This is a genomic window from Fuscovulum sp. (genome assembly GCA_035192965.1).
Taxonomy (GTDB): Bacteria; Pseudomonadota; Alphaproteobacteria; order Rhodobacterales; family Rhodobacteraceae; genus Paragemmobacter.
This window is the reverse complement of sequence record CP136571.1, coordinates 3,700,353-3,723,858: the sequence shown is the minus strand read 5'-3', so window position 1 is coordinate 3,723,858 and position 23,506 is coordinate 3,700,353. Positions and strand designations below refer to the sequence as shown.

The following is a 23,506-nucleotide window of genomic DNA, read 5'->3' as shown; positions in this document are numbered from 1 at the left end:
TAATGGAAACGGAAACCCTTGCGGCGGCGCAGGAGATTGATTTCTCTGTGCTCGCGCTTTTCATGAAAGCGACACTCACCAACAAGCTGGTGCTTTTGACCCTGCTGCTGATGAGTTTCTGGTCCTGGTCCATCATCGTGCAGCGTATTCTTTTGTTTCGCCGCGCGCGGACCGAGGCCGAGGAATTCGACCGCGCCTTCTGGTCGGGCGAGCCGCTGGATGAGCTTTATGAAACGATCGGGCCGCAGCCGCAGGGCGCGAGCGAGCGCATCTTTGTGGCCGGCATGACGGAATGGCGGCGCAGCCACCGGCAGGATGGCAAGCTGATTGCCGGCGCGCAGGCGCGCATCGACCGGGCCATGGATGTGGCCATCGCGCGCGAGAATGAGGCGTTGAACAAGGGGCTTGGCTTTCTGGCCACCACCGGATCGACCGCGCCCTTCATCGGTCTGTTCGGGACGGTCTGGGGGATCAAGTACAGCTTTGAACAGATCGCCATCAGCCAGAACACCAACCTTGCCGTCGTGGCGCCCGGTATTGCCGAGGCGCTGCTGGCCACGGCCATCGGCCTTGTGGCGGCTATTCCGGCGGTGGTGGCCTATAACAAGCTCAACAGCGACAGTGAGCGTATCCTGAACGGGTATGAATCCTTTGCCGACGAGTTTTCCACCATCCTGTCGCGCCAGCTGGACGCCTGAGCCATGGGGGCCGGGGTTGCAAAAGGCGGCGGGGGCGGGGGCGGACGTCGGGGCCGGAGACGGCGCGGCGGTGCGCCGATGGCGGATATCAACGTCACGCCCTTTATCGACGTGATGCTGGTTCTGCTGATCATCTTCATGGTGGCGGCGCCGATGCTGACGGTGGGGGTGCCCATCGAACTGCCCGAGACGGCTGCGAATGCTCTGCCGTCTGAGCAGGAGGAACCGCTTGCGATCACAATGACCGCAGATGGCCGTCTGATGATCCAGAATACCGAGACCGCACCGGAGGAGCTTATCACCCGGCTGACGGCGATTTCGGCAGAGCGGACATCGGACAAGATATTCCTGCGGGCTGATGGGTCCATTCCCTATGCCCGCGTGGCCGAAGTGATGGGCGCGCTGAGTGCGGGTGGGTTCAACAATATCGGTCTGGTCACCGACGCGGGTGGCCCGACGCTTGATGGTAACGGCGGCTGACGGCCGGGCAGGGCATGGAAAAGGGTCAGATCATTTCGGGCATCGCGCATGGCGGCGTGATCCTCTGGGTTATCCTGGGGGATTGGCTGTTCCGTGCGCCGACGCTGCCTGAGATTGAGGTGGCCGAAGTGTCGCTGATGTCGAGCGCCGAGTTCGATGCGATGATGGCGGCGGCACCTCCGGCAGCGGAACCCGCTGCGGAACCCGCACCCGAGCCTGCGCCTGAGGAACCTGCACCCGAAGAACCGGCGATCCAGCCGCCCGAACCGGTGCAGCCGCAAGAGCCGCCACCGCCTGCCGAGGACCCGCCGCCGGTGGCCCCGCCCGAGGAACCGCTGCCGGAGGATCTGCCCACCGAGGCGGTGCCGCAGCTGATCGAGACGCCCGATCCGGTAGCCCCGATTGCGGATGTGGAACAGCCGATTCCGGTGCCGCTGTCGGATGCGCGCCCGCGCCCGCGCCCGCTGGACCGGGTGGCGGCGACGCCGGTAGAAAGCGTGGACGCGCCCGAAGTGGCCGAGCAGGTGATCGAAGAGGTCAGCGACGTGCCGTCTGAGGAGGCGGTCATCGTCGAGGAACAGCAAGAGGCTGCCGCGCCCGAGGAAGCCACGACACAGATCGTGACCGAAGCGGTGGAAACCGAGGAAGACGCGCCGCAGCTTGAAATGACCGCCTCCCTGCGGCCCCGGTCGCGGCCCGAGCGGGTGCAGCCCAGCGAGGAACCGGTCGAGGACGCGGCAGCAACCGCCGAGACGCCCGAGGAAACCCCCGAAGAACCCGCGCCGGACACGGCCACCGAAGATGCCGTTGCAGCCGCGCTGGCCGAGGCTTTGGCAGAGGAAGCCGCCGCCGAGGAGGCCGCCGCCGAAGCAGCAGCCGCTGCCGCAAGCGACCTGCCCGCCGGTCCGCCCATGACGGCCGGTGAGATGGATGCCTTGCGGGTGGCGGTGCAGGCCTGCTGGAACGTCGGGGCGCTGTCGATGGAGGCGCTGCGGACCACGGTCACGGTTGCGGTATCGGTGGGCCAGGATGGCGTGCCGGATGCCGGGTCGATTGCCATGATCGCATCGAACGGCGAATCCGATACAGCCACGCAGCAGGCGTTCGAGGCTGCGCGGCGCGCGATCATCCGCTGCGGCGCGCGCGGGTTCCCGCTGCCGCCTGAGAAATATGACCAGTGGCAGAACATGGAACTGGTATTTGATCCGAACGGGATGCGGATGAGATGACCGCTTTCCCGACATATTGCCGACATGGCGGCGCTGCTCGCGCCATCGTGTCCCCGAAAAAGCGCCGTTCGCGGCATGGTGAAATTGAATGACCCGAGGAGAATGAGGAAACGATGACCTTGATCAGAACCCTCTCCCCCGTGCTTGCCCCCGTGCTTGCCCTAACGATTGCCCTGTTGTCCGGCGTCTTTGCCCCTGCCGTTGCGCAGGAGCGGGGGCCTTTGCGGATCACGATCACCGACGGGGTGATCGAACCCTTGCCTTTTGCAGTGCCCGCCTTTGTGGCCGAGAACGGCGCAGGCGGCCAATATGCCGCCGATATCACGCGGGTGGTGGCGGCGGATCTGGCCGGGACCGGGCTGTTCCGGGAAATTCCGGCCGAGGCGCATATCGCGCAGGTGTCCAGCTTTGATGCGCCTGTCTCCTTTGGCGACTGGCAAGCGATCAATGCGCAGGCGCTGATCGTGGGGGCAGTCAGCGCGTCGGGCGATCAGATTGTCGTCAAGTTCCGGCTGTTCGATGTGTTCAGCGGCCAGCAGATGGGCGAGGGGCTGCAATTTGCGGGCACCCCCGGCACATGGCGGCGGATGGCGCATAAGGTGGCGGATGCCGTCTATAGCCGGATCACGGGCGAAGGCCCCTATTTCGACAGCCGGGTTGTCTATGTGTCCGAGAGCGGGCCGAAGAACCAGCGCGTGAAGCGGTTGGCGGTCATGGATTACGACGGCGCGAATGTGGCCTATCTGACGGATGGGTCGTCCATCGTGCTGGCCCCGCGCTTTTCGCCGACGGGGAACCAGATCCTGTTCACCAGCTATGAATCCGGGTTTCCGCGCATCTACCTGATGGATATCGGGTCTATGCAGGTGCAGGCTTTGGCGCAGGCCGAAGGCAACATGACCTTCGCCCCGCGCTTTGCGCCGGATGGGCGGACGGTGGTGTTCAGCCTGGAACGCGGCGGGAATTCCGACATCTACGCGCTGGATATCGGCAGCGGGCAGATCCGGCAGTTGACCAATGCGCCCTCGATCGAAACAGCGCCGAGCTTTTCGCCCGATGGCAGCCAGATCGTGTTTGAAAGCGACCGGTCGGGGAACCAGCAGCTGTATATCATGCCGGCAAGTGGCGGTGAGGGGCAGCGCATTTCCAACGGGCCGGGCCGTTACGGCACGCCGGTCTGGTCGCCGCAGGGCGATTACATCGCCTTTACCAAACAGAACGCGGGCCGGTTCCATATCGGCGTGATGCGGACGGATGGCGGGGAAGAGCGGTTGCTGACCGCCTCGTTCCTGGATGAGGGTCCGACCTGGGCCCCGAATGGCCGCGTGATCATGTTCATGCGCGAAAGCGCGGGGGCGAGCGGGCAATCGGCGCTGTTCAGCGTGGATATTTCGGGCCGCAATCTGCGGCAGATTCCGACCGATGGCCCTGCCTCTGATCCGGCATGGTCGCCGCTTCTTCCATGAGAGATGTCGCGCCGCCGATTCACAGGGCGGTGCAAAGCTGTTATCCTTGTGCGCAATCGAGCCAAGAACCCAAAAAGGAACCCTATTCATGACGCTTCTTCCCAAGGCCCTTCTTGTTGTCGCCGTGCTTGGTCTGGCGGCCTGTAACAACCCTGACCGCTTTGGTGCGGGTGGTGCTGGCGGTGCCGGTGGCGCGGGCGGTATCGGCGCGGGCGGCATTGGCACGTCCGGGCTGGGCGATCCGAGCGATCCGCGCTCCATCGCCTATTTCAACCAGGCTGTCGGTGACCGCGTGCTGTTCGCGGTCGACCAATCGACCCTGTCGCCCGAAGGGCGGATGGTGTTGCAGGGGCAGGCGCAGTGGCTGAACTCCAACCCGGATTATGCTATCATCATCGAAGGCCATGCCGATGAGCAGGGCACGCGGGAATACAACCTTGCGCTGGGCGCGCGCCGCGCCAATGCGGTGCAGGATTTCCTGATTTCGCAAGGTGTGGGCCCGAACCGGATGCGGACTGTGTCCTACGGCAAGGAGCGCCCGATCGAGGTGTGTTCGGATGAGGCCTGCTATTCCAAGAACCGCCGCGCCGTGACGGTGCTGTCGATGGGCGCGGGGGCCTGATCCGATGCGGATGATCCGCCTGTTCCTGGTGATGGCCTTTCTGCCTGTGGCTGGTTTTGCGCAGGATGCGCAGACGCTGGCCGATATTCGTGCGCAGATTTCGCAGCTTCAGGCTGAGTTCAACAGCCTGAAGTCCGAACTTGTCACCTCGGGCGCGGCAGCGACCGGGGCGGCAGGGGGCGATGCGTTGCAGCGCATGGACGCCATCGAGGCCGCGCTGACACGGCTGACATCCAAGACGGAAGAGGTGGAGCTGAAGCTGAACCGCGTGGTCACCGATGGGACGAACCGCATCGGTGACCTTGAGTTCCGGCTGTGCGAACTGGAAGAGGGCTGCGATATCGCAGCCCTTGGCGATACGGCACCGCTGGGTGGTGGCGTGGCCGGGGCGACGGCCCCCGTGGCCCCGGCGACCCCCGACCCTGCCGCCGGAGGGACCGCTGCGCCGGAACTGGCCATCGGCGAACAGGCGGATTTTGACCGGGCCAAGGAGGTGCTCGGTCAAGGTGACTTTCGCGCCGCTGCAGACCTCTTTGCGACCTTTGCCCAATCCTACCCGGGTGGCCCCCTGACGCAGGAAGCGCATTTCCTGCGGGGCGAGTCGCTGAGCCAGCTTGGCGACACCTCCGGGGCCGCGCGCAGTTATCTTGAGGCGTTTTCGGGCCAGCCTTCTGGGCCGCAGGCAGCGCCTGCGCTGCTGAAGCTGGGGCAGGCGTTGGGCGCGCTGGGCCAGACGCCCGAAGCCTGTGTCACCTTGCAGGAAGTGGGGACGCGTTTCCCCGGATCGGCCGAGGCATCCAATGCCACGCTGGCCATGCAGGGGCTGGGCTGTCTCTGACCCGGGACGTTGCCGATATCTTCCGCCGGGGCCTTGGCCCGGCCGGGAAAGAGGCGCTGGGGCTGGCTGTGTCGGGTGGCGGGGATTCGCTGGCGATGCTGTATCTGGCGGTCGAGGCGGGCTGCGATGTGGCCGTGGCGACTGTGGATCACGGCTTGCGCCCTGAGGCGGCGGCAGAGGCGGCAGCGGTGGCCGGGGTCTGTGCCGGGCTGGGTGTGCCGCATGAGATTTTGCACTGGCATTGGGACGGCGCGGGCAACCTTCAGGATGCCGCACGACGGGGCCGTACGGCGCTGCTGGCCGATTGGGCGCAGCGGCGCGGGCTGCGGACTGTGGCGCTGGGCCATACCGAAGATGACATTGCCGAGACGTTCCTGATGCGGCTTGCCCGTGATGCGGGGGTCGACGGGCTGGCCGCCATGGCGGCGCGGCGCGAGGTGGCGGGGGTGGTGTTCCTGCGCCCCTTGCTGGCGGCCAGCCGGGCCGACCTGCGGGCGTGGCTCTTGGGCCGGGGCCTGCCTTGGGCGGATGACCCGTCGAATGAGGATGAGCGGTTCGACCGTGTGCGCGCCCGCCGGGCGCTGGCCGCGATGGCCGAGGTGGGCGCGGGCGGGGCCGAGATTGCGGCGCTGGCGGCCAAGATGGCCGATGTCCGCGCCGCGCTGGAAGCGGCGACAGCGGATGCGGCGGCGCGCATCCTGCGGGTGGATGCGGGCGATGTGATCGTGGATGTAGGCGGTCTTGCAGCGCAGCCTGCGGAAATTCGCCGCCGGTTGCTGCTGGCCACGCTGATCTGGATCGCATCGGCGGAATACGGGCCGCGCGGGGCCGAGATGGAGCGCTTTGTCGCAGCCGCGCTGGAGGGGCGCCCGGCCACGCTGGCGGGCTGCAAGACAAGCCATGCGCGCGGGCGGATGCGGGTGACGCGGGAACTGCGGGCGGTGGCCGCGCTGGAATGTCCGGCGGATGCGCTGTGGGATGGCCGGTGGCGGGTTTCCGGCCCGGAAACCAACGGCTTGACCCTGCGCGCGCTGGGCGAGGCAGGCCTTGCTTCCTGTCCGGACTGGCGGGCGGCGGCGCATCCACGGGCGACGCTTCTGGCCAGCCCGGCCGTGTGGCATGGGGAGGTGCTGGTGGCGGCCCCGCTGGCCGGATTTGGGGCCGGCTGGGCGGCGCAGTGCCATCCGCCCAAAGGCCCCCTGGGTGCGGCACCTTTATCGCATTGAACCCTTGGGGTTTATCTCTATCTTAAAGGATAAGGGTCGCTGGCCGTTTCTGGTCTTGCGGCGGTATGAGGAGAGACTTCGTGGGTAATGCACGAAATATCGCATTCTGGGTTGTCCTGTTTCTGTTGATCCTGGCCTTGTTCAACCTGTTCAGCGGGAACCAGACGACCAGCTCGTCGCGGACATTGTCCTATTCGGAATTCATCACCCGCGTCGACAGCGGCGAAGTGCAGAGCGTGACGCTGGATGGCGAACGGGTTCTGGTGCGCGCGCGGGACGGGTCGCAATATGTGACGATCAAGCCGGATGGCGAAGTGCTGACGGATCGCCTGATCGACAAGGGCGTGGAAGTGAAGGCCGAGGCGCAGGAGCAATCGGGTTTCATGTCCGTGATCGGCATCTGGTTGCCGTTCCTTGTGCTGATCGGTGTCTGGATCTTCTTCATGAACCGGATGCAGGGCGGCGGCCGTGGCGGCGCGATGGGCTTTGGCAAATCGCGGGCGAAGCTGCTGACCGAAAAGCATGGCCGGGTGACGTTTGACGACGTGGCCGGTATCGACGAGGCCAAGGAAGAGCTGGAAGAGATCGTGGAATTCCTGCGCAACCCGCAGAAGTTCAGCCGTCTTGGCGGCAAGATCCCGAAAGGCGCGCTGCTTGTTGGCCCGCCCGGTACCGGTAAGACGCTGCTGGCGCGTGCCATCGCGGGCGAGGCTGGAGTGCCGTTCTTTACGATCTCGGGTTCCGATTTCGTGGAAATGTTCGTGGGCGTGGGCGCAAGCCGTGTGCGCGACATGTTCGAACAGGCCAAGAAGAACGCGCCTTGCATCGTCTTCATCGACGAGATCGACGCCGTGGGCCGTGCCCGTGGTGTGGGCATCGGCGGCGGCAATGACGAACGCGAACAGACCTTGAACCAGTTGCTGGTCGAGATGGACGGGTTCGAGGCGAATGAAGGCGTGATCATCGTCGCGGCCACCAACCGCAAGGATGTGCTGGACCCGGCGCTGCTTCGTCCCGGCCGTTTTGACCGCACGATCCATGTGCCGAACCCCGATATCAAGGGGCGCGAAAAGATCCTGAACGTGCACGCCCGCAAGGTGCCGCTGGGGCCGGATGTTGATCTGCGCACCATCGCACGCGGCACGCCGGGTTTCTCGGGCGCAGACCTGATGAATCTGGTGAACGAGGCGGCGTTGATGGCCGCCCGCGTGGGCCGCCGGTTCGTGACGATGGAAGATTTCGAGCAGGCCAAGGACAAGGTCATGATGGGCGCCGAACGCCGCAGCATGGTCTTGACCGCCGATCAGAAGGAAAAGACCGCCTATCACGAGGCTGGCCATGCCATCGTGGGCATGAACATGCCGAAATGCGACCCGGTCTATAAGGCCACGATCATCCCGCGCGGCGGTGCCTTGGGGATGGTTGTCAGCCTGCCCGAGATGGACCGGCTGAACATGCACAAGGATGAAGGCAAGCAGAAGATCGCCATGACCATGGCGGGCAAAGCGGCCGAGATCATTAAATATGGCGAAGAGGGTGTCTCCTCTGGTCCGGCGGGCGATATCCAGCAGGCATCTTCCTTGGCGCGGGCCATGGTGATGCGCTGGGGCATGTCGGACAAGGTTGGCAACATCGACTATGCCGAGGCGCATGAAGGCTATCAGGGCAACACGGCGGGCTTTTCGGTTTCCGCCGATACCAAGACGCTGATCGAATCCGAAGTGAAGCGGCTTATCGACGAAGGCTATGAAACCGCGCGGCGGGTTCTGCTGGAGAAAGCCGATGATTTCGAGCGGTTGGCAAAGGGCCTGCTGGAGTATGAAACGCTGACCGGTGACGAAATCCGCAAGGTGATTGCGGGTGAGACACTGGGCAAGGATGATGACGCGGACAAGCCTGCCTCGGGCGGTGGTGCCACGTCGATTGCGGCCATCCCAAAGACCAAGCCCAAGGCCCCCAAGGCCGGGCCGGAGCCTGAACCGGTTCTGTAAGCCAGGTCTGGACTGCGGAAAAAGCCCCGGAACCCGTGATGGTTCCGGGGCTTTTGTCTGGCTGCCTTGCCTCGGGCGAGCAGGCGCGGGTAGATGGTAGCCTGTTCGAACAACCTTGCGCCGGGGGTGACATGCCTGTTCTGAAACCGACAGAGTTCTACGCCCGCATCACCTGGCTTGGCCGGGTGCCGGACCGTAAGGCGGCGCTGGCGGCCGAGGCGGTGGACAGTTTGCGCGTGTTGTTTTCCGGGCCGGAGGGCGAAGATCACGGCGGGCTGACGCGGCCAAGTTGCAGCCGCGTGGTGGCGCAATATCCCAAGGGGACGGAGATCCGTAATACGCGGCAGTTCACCGTGCTGTCGGCCGAGGAATTGGCGGATACCGCCGCGCGGATGGGGCTGGCGGCGCTGGACCCGGCGCTGCTGGGGGCAACGATGGTGGTGGAGGGCATCCCCGATTTCACCCGCATCCCGCCATCCAGCCGCTTGCAGGGCGAGGGCGGCGCGACGCTGGTGGTGGATATCGAGAACCGGTCCTGCCAGTTGCCCGCCAAACCCATCGAGGCGCGCCATCCCGGTTTCGGGGCAAAGTTCAAATCCGCCGCCAATGGGCGGCGCGGCATCACGGCATGGGTGGAGCGTGAGGGAGAGTTCCGCCTTGGCGAAACCCTCCGCCTTCACATCCCCGATCAACCGGTCTGGGCGCATCTGGACGCGGCGCTGCGGGACTGATTCCCTGTAGGGAAAATTTGTTTCACTGCGGATAATTCCCCGGTGCGATGGGGCGGGTTTCCGATCGGAAACGCCCGGTGGCGAATCTGGGGGCGAACATGTCGGAAAAGCCCCTCTCAATGCACGTTTCCCCCGCTATCACGTCGGAAACGGGGGAAGAACCCCGCAAAGGGAGCTTGGGACATGGCCGTTAAAACCGACATCGAGATTGCACGCGAAGCCAAGAAGAAGCCGATCATGGAGATCGGCGCAAAGCTGGGCATCCCGTCCGATCATCTTCTGCCCTATGGCCATGACAAGGCGAAGGTGAGCCAGGAGTTCATCAAATCGCTGGCAGGCAAGCCCGATGGCAAGCTGATCCTCGTCACCGCGATCAACCCGACGCCTGCGGGTGAGGGCAAGACGACCACGACAGTGGGTCTGGGCGACGGCCTGAACCGCATCGGCAAGAAGGCGGTGATTTGTATCCGCGAGGCAAGCCTTGGCCCGAACTTCGGGATGAAGGGTGGTGCTGCGGGCGGCGGTTACGCGCAGGTCGTGCCGATGGAGGAGATGAACCTTCACTTCACCGGTGATTTCCACGCGATCACGTCTGCCCACAACCTGCTGTCTGCGATGATCGACAACCACATCTATTGGGGCAACAGCCTGGACATCGACGAGCGCCGCATCGTCTGGCGCCGGGTGATGGACATGAACGACCGCGCACTGCGCGACATGGTGGTGTCGCTGGGTGGGGTTTCCAACGGCTTCCCGCGCCAGACCGGGTTTGACATCACCGTGGCGTCCGAGGTCATGGCGATCCTGTGCCTGTCCAATGATCTGGACGATCTGCAAAAGCGGCTGGGCGATATCGTGGTTGCCTATACCCGCGAGAAGAAGCCGATCTATTGCCGCGACATCAAGGCCGACGGCGCGATGACGGTGCTGCTGAAAGATGCGATGCAGCCGAACCTTGTGCAGACGCTGGAGAACAACCCGGCCTTCGTGCATGGCGGGCCGTTCGCCAACATCGCGCATGGCTGCAACTCGGTCATCGCGACCAAGACCGCGCTGAAGCTGGGTGAATATGTCGTCACCGAAGCCGGGTTCGGGGCCGATCTGGGTGCCGAGAAGTTCTTTGACATCAAGTGCCGCAAGGCCGGGCTGAAGCCTGCCGCCGCCGTGATCGTGGCAACAGTGCGTGCGATGAAGATGAACGGCGGCGTGGCCAAGGCCGATCTGGGGGCCGAGAATGTGGAGGCGGTCAAGAAAGGCTGCCCGAACCTTGGCCGCCATATCGCCAACGTGAAAGGTTTTGGCGTGCCGGTGGTGGTGGCGATCAACCACTTCTTCAGCGACACTGATGCCGAGATCGAGGCCGTGAAGGCCTATGTCGCCGAGCAAGGCGCCGAGGCGATCCTGTGCAAGCATTGGGCCCAAGGGTCGGCTGGGATCGAGGATCTGGCGAAGAAGGTCGTGTCGCTGGCAGAAGGGCCGTCGAACTTTGCGCCGCTTTACCCCGATGATCTGGGCCTGTTTGCCAAGATCGAAGCCATCGCCAAGGGCATCTACCGCGCCGATGGCGTGGAGGCCGACAAGTCGATCCGCGATCAGCTGAAAGGCTGGGAAGCGGCGGGCTATGGCCATCTGCCGATTTGCATCGCCAAGACGCAGTATTCGTTCACCACCGATCCCACCGTGCGCGGTGCGCCGACCGGGTTCACCATTCCGGTGCGCGAAGTGCGGCTGTCGGCGGGGGCCGGGTTCATCGTGGCGATCTGCGGTGAGATCATGACGATGCCGGGCCTGCCCAAGGTGCCGAGCGCCGAGGTGATCCGGTTGAACGATCAGGGCCATGTCGAGGGGCTGTTCTGACCCGATCTGTCGCGTTGTCCTTCCGGGATGGCTCTATTACATGAGAGCCATCCTGAGAGGGGGCGAGGCATGAAGAGGCCAGAAGACTGTACCACGATGGCCGATATCCGGGCCGAGATCGACAGGCTGGATGCGGAACTGGTGGGGCTGTTCGCGCAGCGGACGGCCTATATCGACCGGGCGGCGGCGATCAAGGAACAGGTCGGGCTGCCCGCGCGGATCGAGGATCGCGTGGAGCAGGTCGTGGAAAACGTGCGGCGTCATGCGGTGGCCCATGGGTTGCCGCCGGACAAGCTGGAAAAGCTGTGGCGCAAGCTGATCGACTGGTCGATCGAGCGCGAGGAAGACCACCTGCGCAAAGGCTGATATCGGGTTGCCTGTGCCGCGGTCTGGGAAAAACGAAGAAGGATCAGGGACATGACGGCCAAGGTGATCGACGGCAAGGCCTTTGCGGCGACGGTGCGCGGGCAGGTGGCGGCGCATGTGGCGCGGATAAAGGAAGAGCAGGGGATCACGCCGGGGTTGGCCGTGGTTCTGGTGGGCGAAGACCCGGCGAGCCAAGTCTATGTGCGCAACAAGCACGCCTCCACCATCGAAGTTGGGATGAACAGCTTTGAGCATCGCCTGAGCGCCGAGACGGGCGAGGCGGAATTGCTGGCGCTGATCGACACGCTGAATGCCGATCCGGCAGTGCATGGCATTCTGGTGCAGTTGCCGCTGCCGGGGCATTTGAATTCCGAACTGGTCATTAACCGGATTGATCCGGCCAAGGATGTGGACGGGTTCCATATCTCGAACGTTGGGCTGTTGGGGACAGGGCAGAAGTCGATGGTGCCCTGCACGCCGCTGGGCTGCCTAATGATGCTGCGCGATCACCATGGCAAGCTGGCGGGGCTGAATGCGGTTGTGGTGGGGCGGTCCAATATCGTGGGCAAGCCGATGGCGCAATTGCTGTTGGGCGATAGCTGCACGGTGACGATTGCGCATAGCCGGACCAAGGATCTGGCCGAGGTGTGCAAGCGGGCGGATATTCTGGTGGCGGCCGTGGGGCGGCCTGAGATGATTACCGGGGATATGGTACGGCCGGGGGCCACGGTGATTGACGTGGGCATCAACCGGATCGAGCGGGATGGCAAAGCCAAGCTGGTTGGCGACGTTCACTATGAGAGTGCCGCCGCTGTGGCAGGGGCGATCACCCCGGTGCCGGGTGGGGTGGGGCCGATGACGATTGCCTGCCTGCTGGCCAATACGCTGACCGCGTGCTGCCGGGCGAATGGATTGCCGGAGCCGGAAGGTTTGACGGCCTGAGGTGTGGGGTTCACCCCGCGCGGCGGTCGTGATGATGGGGGCGTTCCGGTTGGGTCGGGGCGCCCTTTTCCTTTTGCGGGCGTTGGCGGGAGCCGTTTCCTAGAGGGGGATGGGGAGGGCTTTGGTGCCTGTCAGGATCGCCAGTGCGCCCTTTTGCATCAGGCTTTGCAGGGCCGTGTCATGGGTGGCAAGGCCGCCCGTATAGGTGCCATAGGCGGGCAGGATCAGGCGGCGCGGATCCAGCAGAAAGCAGGGGCGCGAGGTGCCTTTGATGCGGGCCTTTGGGTGGTAATGGCCTGAAACCTCAGCCATTTCTGCGGGGTCGGCGATGTGACGAAAGGTGAGGGGGCCAAGGGTCAGCGTGGCGCGGTGGGTGCCGCCGATATCAACCGGGCCTGCATCGTGGTTGCCTTCGATCCAAGTCCAGTCACGCCCGGCCATCAGGCGGGCGAGGCGGAGGCGGGCCTCCTCCTCCAGCCCGTCGACGGCGGCGAGATCATCGAAACTGTCGCCAAGGCAGACCACACGGGCAGGGGTGGTGCGGTCGATATCGGTTTCGAGTTTTTCCAGCGTGGCGCGGGTTTCATAGGGCGGCAGCAATGCGCCGCCGCGGCGGGCAAGGCGTTCGGATTTGCCGAAATGCAGGTCGGACACGCAGAGGAGCGATTGCGCAGGCCAGTAAAGCGCGCCGGAGGGCAGGGCGTGAAGGGTTTCGCCAGACAGGGTGAAGGCGTGGTGCATGGCGCTTGGTTTGCCTTGCCCGGCAAGGGGTTGCAAGGGTGTCAGGCGAGGCCTGCTTCCTCCATCAACCGGCGGGCGGCGTCTTCGACCATGCGTTCGCGTCCTGCGCCCTGCACCGGGATGCGGCCCGGTTCGAGGAAAAGGGGCGCGGCAAGCGGGGTGACGCGGGGCAGGCGGATCAGGTCGATGCGGCCTTCGACGCGGGCGAGCATGTCTTCGATGCGGGAGAAATCGACGAGGCCGCGTTCGGCCTCTTCCCGCGTGACCTGCAACAGAAGGTGGTCGGGGTCGTATTTGCGGAGCGTGTCATAAAGGATGTCGGAGGAGAAGGTGGCCTGTCGGCCCGATTTGCGGCGGCCCTGATGGCTGCGTTCGATGAGGCCTGCGATGATGGCGCTGGCGCGGAAGGTGCGTTTCATCACGGCATTGCCGCCGAGCCAGCTTTCCAGACCGTCGCGCAAGGAGCGAAGGTCGAACAGGGGGGCGGCATCGGTGACGGGATCAAGGCCCCAGATCAAGGTGGCGTAGTCGGTGGCGACAAAGCCCAAGGGGGCAAGGCCCTGTTCTTCCATGCGTTTTGTCACCAGAAGGGCGAACGTCTGCATCGCGTTGCGGCCTGCAAAGCCGTAGATGCAGAGATGTTCCCGCCCGTCATGTGGGAAGGATTCCACCAAGAGCCGGTCGGGCTGCGGCAGCCGCGATACCTCGCGTTGCAGGGCGAGCCAGCTTGCCGTGTGGGCGGGCAGATCTGGCCAGCTATCCTGTTGGAATTTCGTTAGAATCCGTTCCGTGAGCAGGGTGGACGTGGCGAATTTGGTGCCGTTGAAGGTGGCGACCTTTGGGTCGCGGCCGGGTTGGCGCGTCACCTCGACCGTCATTTCCTTTAGGCCTTCATAGCGGACAACCTGACCGCCGATGAGGAAGGTGTCGCCGGGGGTGAGGGTTGAGGCGAAGCCTTCCTCCACCTCGCCCAGCGGCGTGCCGCCGAGGCGATTTCTTAACCGGACCTTAAGGGTTTCGGTGTCGATGATGGTGCCAAGGTTCTGGCGGATGACGGCGGCGGTGCGGGGATCGCGAAGCTGCCATTTATCGTTGCGGAACAACAGCCTTTGCCAGCGGTCATAGGCGCGCAGGGCATAGCCGCCGGTGGCGCAGAAATCGAGGCAGGCGTCGAATTCCGGGCGGGTGAGGGCGGCGTAAGGGCCTGCGCGCGCAACCTCGGCAAAGAGAATATCGGCGTCGAAGGGGCCTGCGGCGGCGGTGAGCAGGATGTGCTGGCAGAGCACATCGCGCGGGCCGGGGCCGCGCGGTTCGCCGTCAAGCGTGTGATCGCGGACGGCATCAAGCGCGGCGCGACATTCCACCACTTCGAACCGGTTGGCGGGCAGGATGAGGGCCTTGGAGGGCGCGTTGTAGCGGTGGTTGGCACGGCCGATCCTTTGCACGAGGCGTTTGACGTTCTTCGGCGCGCCGACCTGTATCACGAGGTCGACATCGCCCCAGTCAATGCCGAGGTCGAGCGAGCCGGTGCAGACGATGGCGCGGAGCCTCCCTTCGACCATCGCGGCCTCGACCCTTTCGCGCTGTTCGCGGGCAAGGGAGCCGTGATGGATGCCGATGGGAAGCCCGTCGTCGTTCTGTAGCCAGAGATCGTGGAAGAAGAGTTCCGCCTGCGCGCGGGTGTTGTGAAAGATCAGCGTGGTGCGGTGGCGGCGGACCTGATCGAGGATCGCCTGCATGGCATAGCGGCCACCGCCGCCCGCCCAGGGCGGGGGGGTGTCGGTTTCCAGCATGGCGATATCGGGGTCGGGGCCGGGGTCGGCCTGAAGGATGTCGCATTGGGTTGGGGCGAGATAGCGGGCCAGCGCGGGCGGGTCTTCGACCGTGGCGGAGAGGCCGACGCGGCGCAGGCCGGGGGCAAGGGTTTCGAGGCGGGAAAGGAGCAGCATCAGTTGGTCGCCGCGTTTGGATTCGGCCAGCGCGTGAAGTTCGTCGATCACAACCCGTTGGAGGGATTGGAAAATCCTTGGCGCATCTTCGTAGGAGAGAAGGAGGGCGAGGGATTCTGGCGTGGTCAGCAGGATATGCGGCGGGTCGGCGCGCTGGCGGCGGCGCTGGGTATAGGTGGTGTCGCCGGTCCGATCCTCGATCCGGATGGGCAGGCCTGCGCCTTCGACGGGCGTGCGGAGGTTGCGGCGGATGTCGGCGGTGAGGGCCTTGAGGGGCGAGATATAGAGCGTGTGCAGGCCCTTGGCCGGGTGGGTGCCAAGCTCGGCCAGGGTGGGCAGGAAACCGGCCAGCGTCTTGCCGCCGCCGGTGGGGGCGATGAGGAGCGTGGCGGGGTTGGCGCTGCGCGCCAGCATCGCCTGCTGGTGCGGGTGGAGCGTCCAGCCACGGGCGGAGAACCAGTCGGTGAGGGGTGGGGGAAGGATCATACGGGCAAGGTAGGGCGTGGCGTGAGGCGGGGGAAGGGCGTTGTGGATCAGGGGGTTGGCGAAAATGGGCTGTGCAGCGCCCGGTGCAGATGCCGGTGCAGACGGCTGTGCATACAAATTCGGATAGGGCTGGGCGGTTTTTTGCCGGGTTCTGTGCGTTTGTGCGGAGTGGGAGCTTTCCCGGATTGGGGACTGGAGCGCGGGGTGGTGCGTGCGGATTTGGGTATTTGGGCCAAGATGAAGCGGCAAATGGTGGTTTTGCGGTGAGGTGGGGTTTTGCGGCGGGCCAAGGTTTTGCGACAGGCGGGGTCGGGAACGGGATTGCCGTTTGCGGTGGCGCGGCGTAGGGCGGGGGGATGCGGATCCTTTTTCTGGGCGATGTGATGGGGCGGGCGGGGCGTGCGGCGGTGGCGGCACGGCTGCCGGGGCTGCGCGTGGACTGGGCCCTCGATTTCGTGGTGGTCAATGGCGAGAACGCCTCGAGCGGGGCGGGACTGACCGGGGAGCATGCGAGGCTGTTGCTGGCGGCGGGGGCGGATTGCCTGACGCTGGGCGATCACGCCTTTGACCAGAAGGACATGCTGAGCTTTATCGAGACCGAGCCGCGCATCATCCGGCCGATCAATTTCTCAAAGGTGGCCCCCGGCAAGGGCTGGCGCGTGTTCAACGCGACGCAGGGGCGCAAGGTGCTGGTGGCGCAGGTGCTGGGGCAGGTGTTCATGAAGCGGCCCTTTGACGACCCGTTCTCAGCCATCGAAGGCGTGCTGAAGACCCATGCCCTTGGCGCCTCGGTTCAGGCGGCGATTGTCGATGTGCATGCCGAGGCGACATCGGAAAAGATGGGGATGGGGCATTGGTGCGACGGGCAGGCCTCGCTGGTGGTGGGGACGCATACGCATGTGCCCACGGCGGATGCGATGATCCTGAAAGGCGGCACGGCCTATCTGTCGGATGCGGGCATGTGCGGGGATTATGACAGCGTGATTGGGATGGAAAAGCTGGAACCGCTGCGCCGTTTCGTGACTGGCATGCCCAAGGCGCGGTTTGAGCCTGCCGAGGGCGAGGCCACGCTGTCGGGCGTGTTCGTGGAGACCGATGACCGGACGGGCAAGGCGCTGCGCGTGGTGCCGGTGCGGGTGGGCGGGCGGTTACAGGAGAGTGCGCCGTGACCGCGACCGTCGGCGCAGCGCAGGGACCTGGACGGCGGGCGCTGATCGGCGTGTTGGTTGTGTTGGGCATGGGTTGGGGTTTGACCCAGCCTTTGGGAAAGATCGCCACCACGGGCGGGGCGCAGCCTTTCGGGCTCATTTTCTGGCAATTGGTGATCTGTGTGCTGGTCCTGGGGGCCTTGAGCCTGCCGCGGGGCAAGGGCCTGGTGTTCAGCAGGGCCAACTTGCGGTTTTATGGGATAGTGGCGGTTCTGGGCACGCTGGTGCCCAATGCGACCTTTTACCTGTCGGTGGCCCGGCTGCCATCGGGCATCATGTCGACGATCATTTCGGCGGTGCCGGTGATCGCCTTTCCGATTGCGCTGTTGTTGGGAATGGAGCGCTTTACCTGGCCGCGCATGGCCGGGTTGGTGCTGGGGTTGGCGGCTGTGGGGTTGATTGCGGCCCCCGGTGCGGTATTGCCCGATCCGGCGATGGCGGCCTTTCTGCCGGTCGCCCTGATCGGCCCGTTCTGTTATGCGTTGGAGGGGCTTTATGTGGCGCGCTATGGCACGGCACAGATGGACCCGGTGCAGGCGATGTTCGGGGCATCGGTGATGGGGCTGGCGCTTTGTTTGCCGGTCGCGCTGGTGTCGGGGCAGATGTACAATCCCTTTGCCGATTTCGGGCGGGATGAGGTGGCGCTGATCGGATCTTCGGCCATCCATGCGCTGATGTATGCAGGCTATGTCTGGCTGGCGTTCCGGGCGGGGGCGGTGTTCGCTTCGCAATGTTCCTATATCGTCACGGGGGCGGGGATTTTCTGGGCGATCCTGCTTTTGGGGGAAAGTTTTTCCCCAACACTCTGGCTTTCGCTTGTTTTGCTTCTGTGCGGTGTGGCATTGGTCAGCCCGCGCAAGCAGGCGGATGCGGGAGGTGCGCCCACCCCCTGACGCGCTGTGAAGGCTATGCGAGGGGACGGGATGTTTGGTCTTGAGATAGCGGCAGAGTGGCAACCCTGGGTGGCGATGGCCATCATGGTGGGGATGCTTGGGCTGTTCGTGCGCGAGACCTATCCGGTGGAAGTAACGGCGCTGGGCGGGGCGGCGTTGATGCTGGTGCTGGGCATCCTGCCGGTGAAGGATGGGATTTCGGTGCTGTCGAACCCCGCGCCGTGGACCATCGTTCTTATGTTTCTGGTGATGGGCGGGCTGGTGCGGACCGGCGCGGTGGAAATGGTGATCCGCGCGGCCGAGCGGCATGTGGGCGACCGACCCAAGATGACCATTGTGGTGCTGTTCGGGTTCATCGCGGTGGCGTCGGCCTTCATGAACAACACGCCCTTGGTGGCGGTGATGATCCCGGTGGTGATGCAGATTGCCGTGAAGATGGGGACCGCGCCGTCCAAGCTGTTGATCCCCTTGTCCTATGTCACGGTGATGGGGGGGATGATCACGCTGATCGGCACCTCGACCAACCTGCTGGTGGACGGGGTGGCGGCGGAGAACGGGCTGGAGCATTTTTCGATCTTTGAAATCGCGCCTTTGGGCATTGCGATCACCATTGTGGGCGGGGCCTTTCTGGCGCTGACGGCGGACAAGCTTTTGCCGGTGCGCCAGAGCATGGGCGTGCTGCTGAGCGACCGCCGCAAGATGAAGTATTTCACCGAAGTGGCGATCCCCGAGGACAGCCCGTTGATCGGGCAGGCGGTGCTGGAGATCGACCTGTTCAAGCGCGATGGCGTGCGCCTGATCGACGTGCTGCGCGGGGATGCGTCGCTGCGGCGCGATCTGGCGCCTGTGGTGTTGGCGGCGGGGGACCGCGTGGTGCTGCGGACCGAGATGACGGAACTGCTGGGTTTGCAGAACCGCAAGGACCTGCATCTGGTGGACAAGCTGTCATCGACCCAGACGGAAACGGTGGAGGTGCTGATTTCCCCCGGGTGCCGGATGGAGGGGCGGCGGCTGGGCGAATTGCGGCTGCGGCGGCGGTACGGGGTCTATGTGCTGGCGGCGCATCGGCGGAACCAGAATATCGGGCGGCAATTGGATGACCTGACGGTGCGCGTGGGTGATACGCTGCTTTTGGAAGGCGCGGTGGAGGATATCCAGCGGCTGGCGGCGGATATGGATCTGGTGGATATCAGCCGCCCGTCGATCAAGCCGTTCCGGCGGACCAAGGCACCGATCGCGGTGGCGGCGCTGGCCGGGATCGTGGTGCTGTCGGCCTTTGACGTGGCGCCCATTCTGGCGCTGGGGCTGATGGCGGTGGCGGTGATCCTGATCACGCGCTGTGTGGATGCCGAAGAGGCGTTTTCCTTTGTCGACGGGCGGCTTCTGGCGATGATCTTTGCCATGCTGGCGGTGGGGCAGGGGTTGGATCATTCGGGCGCGGTGTCGCTGATGGTGGAGGCGGTGGCGCCGTCCATGGCTGGGCTGTCGCCGTTCTTGATGATCCTGAGCGTTTACTTCCTGGGGCTGGTGCTGACCGAGTTCCTGTCGAATAACGCGGTGGCGGTAATCTATACGCCGATCGTGATCGAGCTGGCGCAATCTTTGGGGCTGGATGCGCGGCCGTTCGTGGTGGCGGTGATGTTTTCGGCGTCAGTCGCTTTTGCCACGCCGGTGGGGTATCAGACCAACATGATGGTTTATGGCCCCGGCGGATACCGGTTTTCGGATTACATGCGGGTGGGGATCCCGTTGAACATCATCACGGGATTGGTGGCGTCGGCCCTGATCCCGCTGATCTGGCCGCTTTGATTGGCCGCTTTGAGGAGAGATGCGATGCGTGTGATGGCGGGTCTGGCGGTGGTGGCGGTGCTGGCGGGATGCGCGCTGCCCGGTGGCGGAGTGGAGCCGCAGGCGGCGCGGCTGTCATCCGAGGTGCTGACGGTGAGCCTGAGCAACGGCACGGTGTGCCGCGCCGATTGGGCGGCGGCGGGCGGGGCGGGGCGGCTGGAGCCCTGCGGACCGGGCTATGATTACCGGGTGACGCTGGTGGACCGGCCCAACTTGCTGCGCCAATTCTGGACGGAACTGACCCGCGCGCTGGGGGCCGAGGGCGTGGTGGCGCCGTTGGCCAGTGTGGAGATTACCGACGGGGTGGAGGTCTGGACCTTTGCGTCGCCCCCGCCTGTGCGGGACTGAGACGGCCTTATGGCCATGGGCCAGTGCAGGGGCGGGGTTGCCGTTCCCTGCCTGCCTTGTGTATAGGACCGCATCACCCCACAGGGAAGCGGAGCACGGGTCATGGCAGGCCATTCTAAATGGGCGAATATCCAGCATCGCAAGGGCAAGCAGGACAAGCTGCGCTCGAAGATGTTTTCCAAGCTGGCGAAGGAGATCACCGTCGCCGCCAAGATGGGCGACCCAGATCCCGACAAGAACCCGCGTCTGCGCCTTGCGGTGAAGGCCGCGAAGGCCGTGTCGATGCCCAAGGACGTGATCGAACGCGCGATCAAGAAATCCATGGGCGGCGATGCCGAGGATTACAGCGAAATCCGCTATGAAGGCTATGGCGTGAACGGGATTGCGATCATCGTTGAATCGATGACCGACAACCTGAACCGCACGGCCAGCAATGTGCGGTCCTATTTCACGAAATGCGGCGGGAACCTTGGGCAGACCGGATCGGTCAGCCATTCATTTGACCGGGTGGGCGAGATTTCCTATCCGGCCTCGGTCGGGTCGGCCGATGATGTGATGATGGCGGCGCTGGATGCCGGGGCCGATGACGTGGAATCCGATGACGAGGGTCATTGGATCTATTGCAGCGTCGAGGCCCTGTCGGACGTATCGGATGCGCTGGAAAAGGCGCTGGGGGAATCGCTGGAATCCAAGCTGGTCTGGCGGCCGCAATCGCGCACCGAGGTGGATCTGGAAACGGCGACCAAGCTGTTGCGGTTGATCGACATGCTGGAAGAAGATGACGATGTGCAGACCGTGACGCACAACTTCGACATTCCCGAGGATGTGGCGGCGCAACTGGCCTGATCCATCGGGCGGAATTGGAAAGGGCGGCCCTTGTGGCCGCCCTTTTGCATTCTCGCGCGGTATCAGGCGGCGGGTGGCGGGGCGTCGGCGATCCGGGGGCGGCCGTCACCACGCTTTTCCATCCAGTAGCTGTGGTTTTCCAGTGCGGCGGACATGGCTTCGAGCAGGTCGCCGCGGGTGACGGGCATGCGCAGCGTCACGTCGCAGATCGCCATGCGTTCGGTGGAGTAATCCGAGGTCGTCACGCGGCGCGAGGCCATGATGACCGGCATGGCGGGGCTGAAGCGGCGCAGGCGCATGCCGAAATCGATCATGGCGCCTTCGTCCCCAAGGAAATCGGCGTCGACGAGGGCGACATCATGGCTGCCGGCATAGGTGTCAAACCAATCGAGCGGCAGGCGGCGGAGCGGGAAATGGGTGATCTGCGCGCCTTTTTCTGCAAGCCAGTCCAGCAGCGGGTCAAGCGGGCCGGGCCGATCGCAAAAAACCACGATGTTTGCAGAGCGGGGCGACTGGCCTGCTTCGCCGGCGATGGCTGGATTGGGATGGTCGGCGGCGGGAACCATGCTGAGGCTTTGTGTGTAACCGGTCATCTGATGGGGCGCGCACTCATTGGACGGTCTGCGGAAGTGGGGAATCGCTGGGCACTGGGATCGCACAGAAGGGAACTGGCATCGCACAGAGGGCCGGTCGGAACCAAGGAACCAAAAAAACGTTATCTCACCGGCCAATACACGCCAAAGTTGTTACTTCGGGCCGTGCTGTCAAGAGAAAGAACGGGGCTTTGGGCACAAATTGTTAATTTATGTCAAAGATGCGGGTGACCGTTGCCTGCGCAGCTTTTCCTAGCGTAAGTTAAATGTGGGTTGGGGAACGTCGGGAAGTTCGCGTTGTGAATATCAAAAGCGTTGCACAGTTGAGGGCCTTGCTGTTCGAGATGGAAACGACCCTTGGGCTGGTCGACCTGTCTCCGAACGAGCGGGATGTTCTTTATGCGATCAATGAGGTTTGCACCGGGTCGCCGAAAGCGGCGCGATCCGATGCGATCCGGAACCATCCGCTTGCGGCGAGCATTCCTCAGGCCACCTATCACAGGGCGCTGAAGAGCCTTGTCCAGCGGGGGATGATTGCCCACGCGCCCGATACGCGGGCAGGGCATTACGTGCTGGCAGTGGAGCCCCGGACCTGAGGGCGGGGATGATCTGCGGCTGCGAAAGAGAGGGGATGTGATGCGAAACGCGATGCGGTTCACCGCTGTGCATTTTTCCCTGGTATCCGCGCTGATCCTGCTGGCCTTTGCGCTGGGCGAGGGGGTGCAGGGCCTGCGGGAAGTGGTTTTGCCGCATGTGACCAGCCAGCTTCATGCTGTGTTCGTGCCCTTTGGGGCGATGGTGTTGCTGACCTGGGTTTATGGCTGGATGGCGGTGCCGTTGATGCTGCCTGCGGCGGTGTTGGCGGTGGGGGCGATTCTTGGCGTGTCGAGCCTGTCCTGGGCGTTGCTGACGATCCTAGCGGTCAAGGTTGCGGCGGTTCCAGTGAGCTTTGACCTGTTTCGCAAGGCCGGGCTGGATGCGCGGGGCGAGGGGCGGGCGGCGAACTGGCGCGTGCTGATGGCGGTGGGGTTGGTGGCCGCGCTGATCGGCAATGTGCCGCGCGTGATGGCGGGGCCGTGCTGTGATGGGTTTTCCGTGGGCGAGCGGATGGCGACCTATGTGACCGTGACGGCGGCGGATATTGGCGGGCTGATGCTGGTGCTGCTGGGCGCGATGGCGTTGTTCCGGGTGCTGCGTCAGGGCTGAAGCAGGACGCCGCGCGCGGCTTGCTGCATGGCGCGGGTGAGCGGGGCAAGCGCGGGCGCGGTGAGGCGGGCAAATTGCCAGTGCAAGGCGGTATCAAGCGGCTGATCCGGGGCGAGGTCGACGAGCCTGCCGCTGGCAAGATGGACCGCGACGAGCGGTTCGGGGTTCAGCCCCCAGCCAAGGCCCGCAAGGCAGGCATCCACAAACCCCTGAGACGAGGCGAGGCGGTGGCCGGGAAAGCCTGCGCGGCTGGCTTGTCCGCTGGTGCGCTGATCGACCCAGAGGTGTTGCAGGCGGTCCTTGTCGGAAAAGGTCAAGGCGGGGGCGCGGGATAGTGCCAGCGCGCTGGCGCCATCGGGCATCCAGCGTTCGATATAGGCAGGTGAGGCGGTGGCGCGATAGCGCAGGCGGCCCAAGGGAAGGGTGTCGCAGCCCTGCAGCGGGCCGGGATGGGCGGTGACGGCGGCGGCAACCTCACCCCGGCGGAGCCAGTCTTGCGAGACATCCTGATCGTCGATGACGATGTCGTAAAGAAAGCCTTCGGTCGCGGCCAGCGCGGGGATGACCCAGGTGGCGAGGCTGTCGGCATTGACCGCGATGCGCAGGGTGGCCGGGCCGGGGGTGGTGCCGGGAAGTTCGGCGGCGAGGGCCTGTTCCAACAGCACCACTTCATCATGGTGGCGGATCAGGCGCAGGCCAGTGGCGGTGGCGGTGCAGGGCGTGCCGCGCCGGATAAGGAGGGTGCCGATCCGTTCCTCCAGCGCCTTGAGCCGTTGGGAAATGGCCGAAGGGGTGACGTGCAGTTCGGCAGCGGCAAGGTCAAAGGAGCCGCGTCGGTGAACGGCGGCGAGGGCGGAAAGCTGGGCGGGATCGAGCATTAGAGTTTCTAATGTTGGGGCAGGTTCTTTAATTGGATTGTGACGGGTGGGGGCGGTAGGTCAA

The 23,506-nt window shown here is 64.7% G+C and carries 23 protein-coding genes; 19 read left to right on the top strand and 4 right to left on the bottom strand.

Annotation, left to right across the window (positions count from 1 at the left end):
* Positions 1-2: 2 nt before the first annotated feature.
* The 12 genes from tolQ to folD all read left to right on the top strand — a co-directional run bounded on the left by tolQ (position 3) and on the right by folD (position 12,446).
* The gene (gene tolQ / locus RSE12_18280) at positions 3-698 is read left to right on the top strand and encodes a protein TolQ (GenBank protein ID WRH62291.1); all 696 of its coding nucleotides are present in this window, start codon (positions 3-5) and stop codon (positions 696-698) included.
* Between the two features lie 3 nt (positions 699-701).
* Complete coding sequence (gene tolR / locus RSE12_18275; protein ID WRH62290.1) at positions 702-1,178, top strand: protein TolR; 477 nt, start codon at positions 702-704, stop codon at positions 1,176-1,178.
* Between the two features lie 14 nt (positions 1,179-1,192).
* The gene (locus tag RSE12_18270; protein ID WRH62289.1) at positions 1,193-2,407 is read left to right on the top strand and encodes a cell envelope biogenesis protein TolA; all 1,215 of its coding nucleotides are present in this window, start codon (positions 1,193-1,195) and stop codon (positions 2,405-2,407) included.
* A gap of 113 nt (positions 2,408-2,520) precedes the next feature.
* The gene (gene tolB, locus RSE12_18265; protein ID WRH62288.1) at positions 2,521-3,873 is read left to right on the top strand and encodes a Tol-Pal system beta propeller repeat protein TolB; all 1,353 of its coding nucleotides are present in this window, start codon (positions 2,521-2,523) and stop codon (positions 3,871-3,873) included.
* Positions 3,874-3,961: 88 nt separating this feature from the next.
* Positions 3,962-4,495, top strand: a complete 534-nt coding sequence (gene pal, locus RSE12_18260; GenBank protein ID WRH62287.1) for a peptidoglycan-associated lipoprotein Pal — start codon at positions 3,962-3,964, stop codon at positions 4,493-4,495.
* Positions 4,496-4,499: 4 nt separating this feature from the next.
* Positions 4,500-5,333, top strand: coding sequence for a tol-pal system protein YbgF (gene ybgF / locus RSE12_18255; GenBank protein ID WRH62286.1), 834 nt, complete (start codon positions 4,500-4,502; stop codon positions 5,331-5,333).
* Between the two features lie 68 nt (positions 5,334-5,401).
* Positions 5,402-6,559 carry a tRNA lysidine(34) synthetase TilS gene (gene tilS / locus RSE12_18250; GenBank protein ID WRH62285.1) on the top strand — a complete coding sequence of 386 codons (1,158 nt, stop codon included), beginning with the start codon at positions 5,402-5,404 and terminating at the stop codon, positions 6,557-6,559.
* Between the two features lie 80 nt (positions 6,560-6,639).
* Complete coding sequence (gene ftsH / locus RSE12_18245) at positions 6,640-8,550, top strand: ATP-dependent zinc metalloprotease FtsH (protein WRH62284.1); 1,911 nt, start codon at positions 6,640-6,642, stop codon at positions 8,548-8,550.
* A 131-nt stretch (positions 8,551-8,681) separates the two neighbouring features.
* Positions 8,682-9,281, top strand: a complete 600-nt coding sequence (locus RSE12_18240; GenBank protein ID WRH64858.1) for a sulfurase — start codon at positions 8,682-8,684, stop codon at positions 9,279-9,281.
* Positions 9,282-9,464: 183 nt separating this feature from the next.
* Positions 9,465-11,138, top strand: a complete 1,674-nt coding sequence (locus tag RSE12_18235) for a formate--tetrahydrofolate ligase (protein WRH62283.1) — start codon at positions 9,465-9,467, stop codon at positions 11,136-11,138.
* A 69-nt stretch (positions 11,139-11,207) separates the two neighbouring features.
* On the top strand, positions 11,208-11,504 hold the full coding sequence (locus RSE12_18230; protein WRH62282.1) for a chorismate mutase: 297 nt from the start codon (positions 11,208-11,210) through the stop codon (positions 11,502-11,504).
* Between the two features lie 51 nt (positions 11,505-11,555).
* Positions 11,556-12,446 (top strand): bifunctional methylenetetrahydrofolate dehydrogenase/methenyltetrahydrofolate cyclohydrolase FolD, encoded by an 891-nt coding sequence (gene folD / locus RSE12_18225; GenBank protein WRH62281.1) that lies wholly within the window; start codon positions 11,556-11,558, stop codon positions 12,444-12,446.
* 99 nt (positions 12,447-12,545) lie between these two features.
* Here the strand turns inward: folD and pdeM are convergent, their stop codons facing one another.
* Together pdeM and RSE12_18215 are read right to left on the bottom strand one after the other, a co-directional pair.
* A complete protein-coding gene (gene pdeM, locus RSE12_18220; GenBank protein ID WRH62280.1) occupies positions 12,546-13,187 on the bottom strand; it encodes a ligase-associated DNA damage response endonuclease PdeM in 642 nt (213 codons plus the stop codon).
* 41 nt (positions 13,188-13,228) lie between these two features.
* Positions 13,229-15,622, bottom strand: a complete 2,394-nt coding sequence (locus RSE12_18215; protein WRH62279.1) for a ligase-associated DNA damage response DEXH box helicase — start codon at positions 15,620-15,622, stop codon at positions 13,229-13,231.
* A gap of 356 nt (positions 15,623-15,978) precedes the next feature.
* On the opposite strand from RSE12_18215, the gene RSE12_18210 reads away from it, so the two are divergent.
* The 5 genes from RSE12_18210 to RSE12_18190 all read left to right on the top strand — a co-directional run bounded on the left by RSE12_18210 (position 15,979) and on the right by RSE12_18190 (position 20,765).
* Complete coding sequence (locus RSE12_18210; GenBank protein ID WRH62278.1) at positions 15,979-16,791, top strand: TIGR00282 family metallophosphoesterase; 813 nt, start codon at positions 15,979-15,981, stop codon at positions 16,789-16,791.
* The gene (locus RSE12_18205) at positions 16,788-17,723 is read left to right on the top strand and encodes a DMT family transporter (GenBank protein ID WRH62277.1); all 936 of its coding nucleotides are present in this window, start codon (positions 16,788-16,790) and stop codon (positions 17,721-17,723) included. The genes RSE12_18210 and RSE12_18205 overlap by 4 nt, the downstream gene beginning before the upstream one ends.
* A gap of 30 nt (positions 17,724-17,753) precedes the next feature.
* Positions 17,754-19,532: an SLC13 family permease gene (locus RSE12_18200; GenBank protein ID WRH62276.1), complete on the top strand. Its 1,779-nt coding sequence runs from the start codon at positions 17,754-17,756 to the stop codon at positions 19,530-19,532.
* Between the two features lie 24 nt (positions 19,533-19,556).
* Complete coding sequence (locus tag RSE12_18195; protein WRH62275.1) at positions 19,557-19,919, top strand: hypothetical protein; 363 nt, start codon at positions 19,557-19,559, stop codon at positions 19,917-19,919.
* Between the two features lie 102 nt (positions 19,920-20,021).
* Entirely contained in the window at positions 20,022-20,765 is a 744-nt protein-coding gene (locus tag RSE12_18190; GenBank protein ID WRH62274.1) for a YebC/PmpR family DNA-binding transcriptional regulator, read from the top strand.
* 62 nt (positions 20,766-20,827) lie between these two features.
* Here RSE12_18190 and RSE12_18185 read toward each other — a convergent pair whose 3' ends face one another.
* Positions 20,828-21,358, bottom strand: coding sequence for a hypothetical protein (locus tag RSE12_18185; GenBank protein ID WRH62273.1), 531 nt, complete (start codon positions 21,356-21,358; stop codon positions 20,828-20,830).
* Between the two features lie 344 nt (positions 21,359-21,702).
* Between RSE12_18185 and RSE12_18180 the strand changes: the two genes are divergently transcribed.
* Complete coding sequence (locus RSE12_18180; GenBank protein ID WRH62272.1) at positions 21,703-21,954, top strand: hypothetical protein; 252 nt, start codon at positions 21,703-21,705, stop codon at positions 21,952-21,954.
* A gap of 40 nt (positions 21,955-21,994) precedes the next feature.
* Positions 21,995-22,564, top strand: coding sequence for a hypothetical protein (locus RSE12_18175; protein ID WRH62271.1), 570 nt, complete (start codon positions 21,995-21,997; stop codon positions 22,562-22,564).
* Here RSE12_18175 and RSE12_18170 read toward each other — a convergent pair.
* Entirely contained in the window at positions 22,555-23,442 is an 888-nt protein-coding gene (locus RSE12_18170) for a LysR family transcriptional regulator ArgP (protein WRH62270.1), read from the bottom strand. The genes RSE12_18175 and RSE12_18170 overlap by 10 nt on opposite strands.
* Positions 23,443-23,506: the final 64 nt, after the last annotated feature.

Excerpts from the sequence above, each read along its gene's own strand:
- tolQ (WRH62291.1), top strand. The coding sequence starts at position 3 with ATGGAAACGGAAACCCTTGCGGCGGCGCAGGAGATTGATTTCTCTGTG.
- tolR (WRH62290.1), top strand. The coding sequence starts at position 702 with ATGGGGGCCGGGGTTGCAAAAGGCGGCGGGGGCGGGGGCGGACGTCGG.
- RSE12_18270 (WRH62289.1), top strand. The coding sequence starts at position 1,193 with ATGGAAAAGGGTCAGATCATTTCGGGCATCGCGCATGGCGGCGTGATC.
- tolB (WRH62288.1), top strand. The coding sequence starts at position 2,521 with ATGACCTTGATCAGAACCCTCTCCCCCGTGCTTGCCCCCGTGCTTGCC.
- pal (WRH62287.1), top strand. The coding sequence starts at position 3,962 with ATGACGCTTCTTCCCAAGGCCCTTCTTGTTGTCGCCGTGCTTGGTCTG.
- ybgF (WRH62286.1), top strand. The coding sequence starts at position 4,500 with ATGCGGATGATCCGCCTGTTCCTGGTGATGGCCTTTCTGCCTGTGGCT.
- RSE12_18240 (WRH64858.1), top strand. The coding sequence starts at position 8,682 with ATGCCTGTTCTGAAACCGACAGAGTTCTACGCCCGCATCACCTGGCTT.
- RSE12_18235 (WRH62283.1), top strand. The coding sequence starts at position 9,465 with ATGGCCGTTAAAACCGACATCGAGATTGCACGCGAAGCCAAGAAGAAG.
- RSE12_18230 (WRH62282.1), top strand. The coding sequence starts at position 11,208 with ATGAAGAGGCCAGAAGACTGTACCACGATGGCCGATATCCGGGCCGAG.
- folD (WRH62281.1), top strand. The coding sequence starts at position 11,556 with ATGACGGCCAAGGTGATCGACGGCAAGGCCTTTGCGGCGACGGTGCGC.
- pdeM (WRH62280.1), bottom strand. The coding sequence starts at position 13,187 with ATGCACCACGCCTTCACCCTGTCTGGCGAAACCCTTCACGCCCTGCCC.
- RSE12_18215 (WRH62279.1), bottom strand. The coding sequence starts at position 15,622 with ATGATCCTTCCCCCACCCCTCACCGACTGGTTCTCCGCCCGTGGCTGG.
- RSE12_18210 (WRH62278.1), top strand. The coding sequence starts at position 15,979 with ATGCGGATCCTTTTTCTGGGCGATGTGATGGGGCGGGCGGGGCGTGCG.
- RSE12_18200 (WRH62276.1), top strand. The coding sequence starts at position 17,754 with ATGTTTGGTCTTGAGATAGCGGCAGAGTGGCAACCCTGGGTGGCGATG.
- RSE12_18195 (WRH62275.1), top strand. The coding sequence starts at position 19,557 with ATGCGTGTGATGGCGGGTCTGGCGGTGGTGGCGGTGCTGGCGGGATGC.
- RSE12_18190 (WRH62274.1), top strand. The coding sequence starts at position 20,022 with ATGGCAGGCCATTCTAAATGGGCGAATATCCAGCATCGCAAGGGCAAG.
- RSE12_18185 (WRH62273.1), bottom strand. The coding sequence starts at position 21,358 with ATGACCGGTTACACACAAAGCCTCAGCATGGTTCCCGCCGCCGACCAT.
- RSE12_18180 (WRH62272.1), top strand. The coding sequence starts at position 21,703 with ATGGAAACGACCCTTGGGCTGGTCGACCTGTCTCCGAACGAGCGGGAT.
- RSE12_18175 (WRH62271.1), top strand. The coding sequence starts at position 21,995 with ATGCGAAACGCGATGCGGTTCACCGCTGTGCATTTTTCCCTGGTATCC.
- RSE12_18170 (WRH62270.1), bottom strand. The coding sequence starts at position 23,442 with ATGCTCGATCCCGCCCAGCTTTCCGCCCTCGCCGCCGTTCACCGACGC.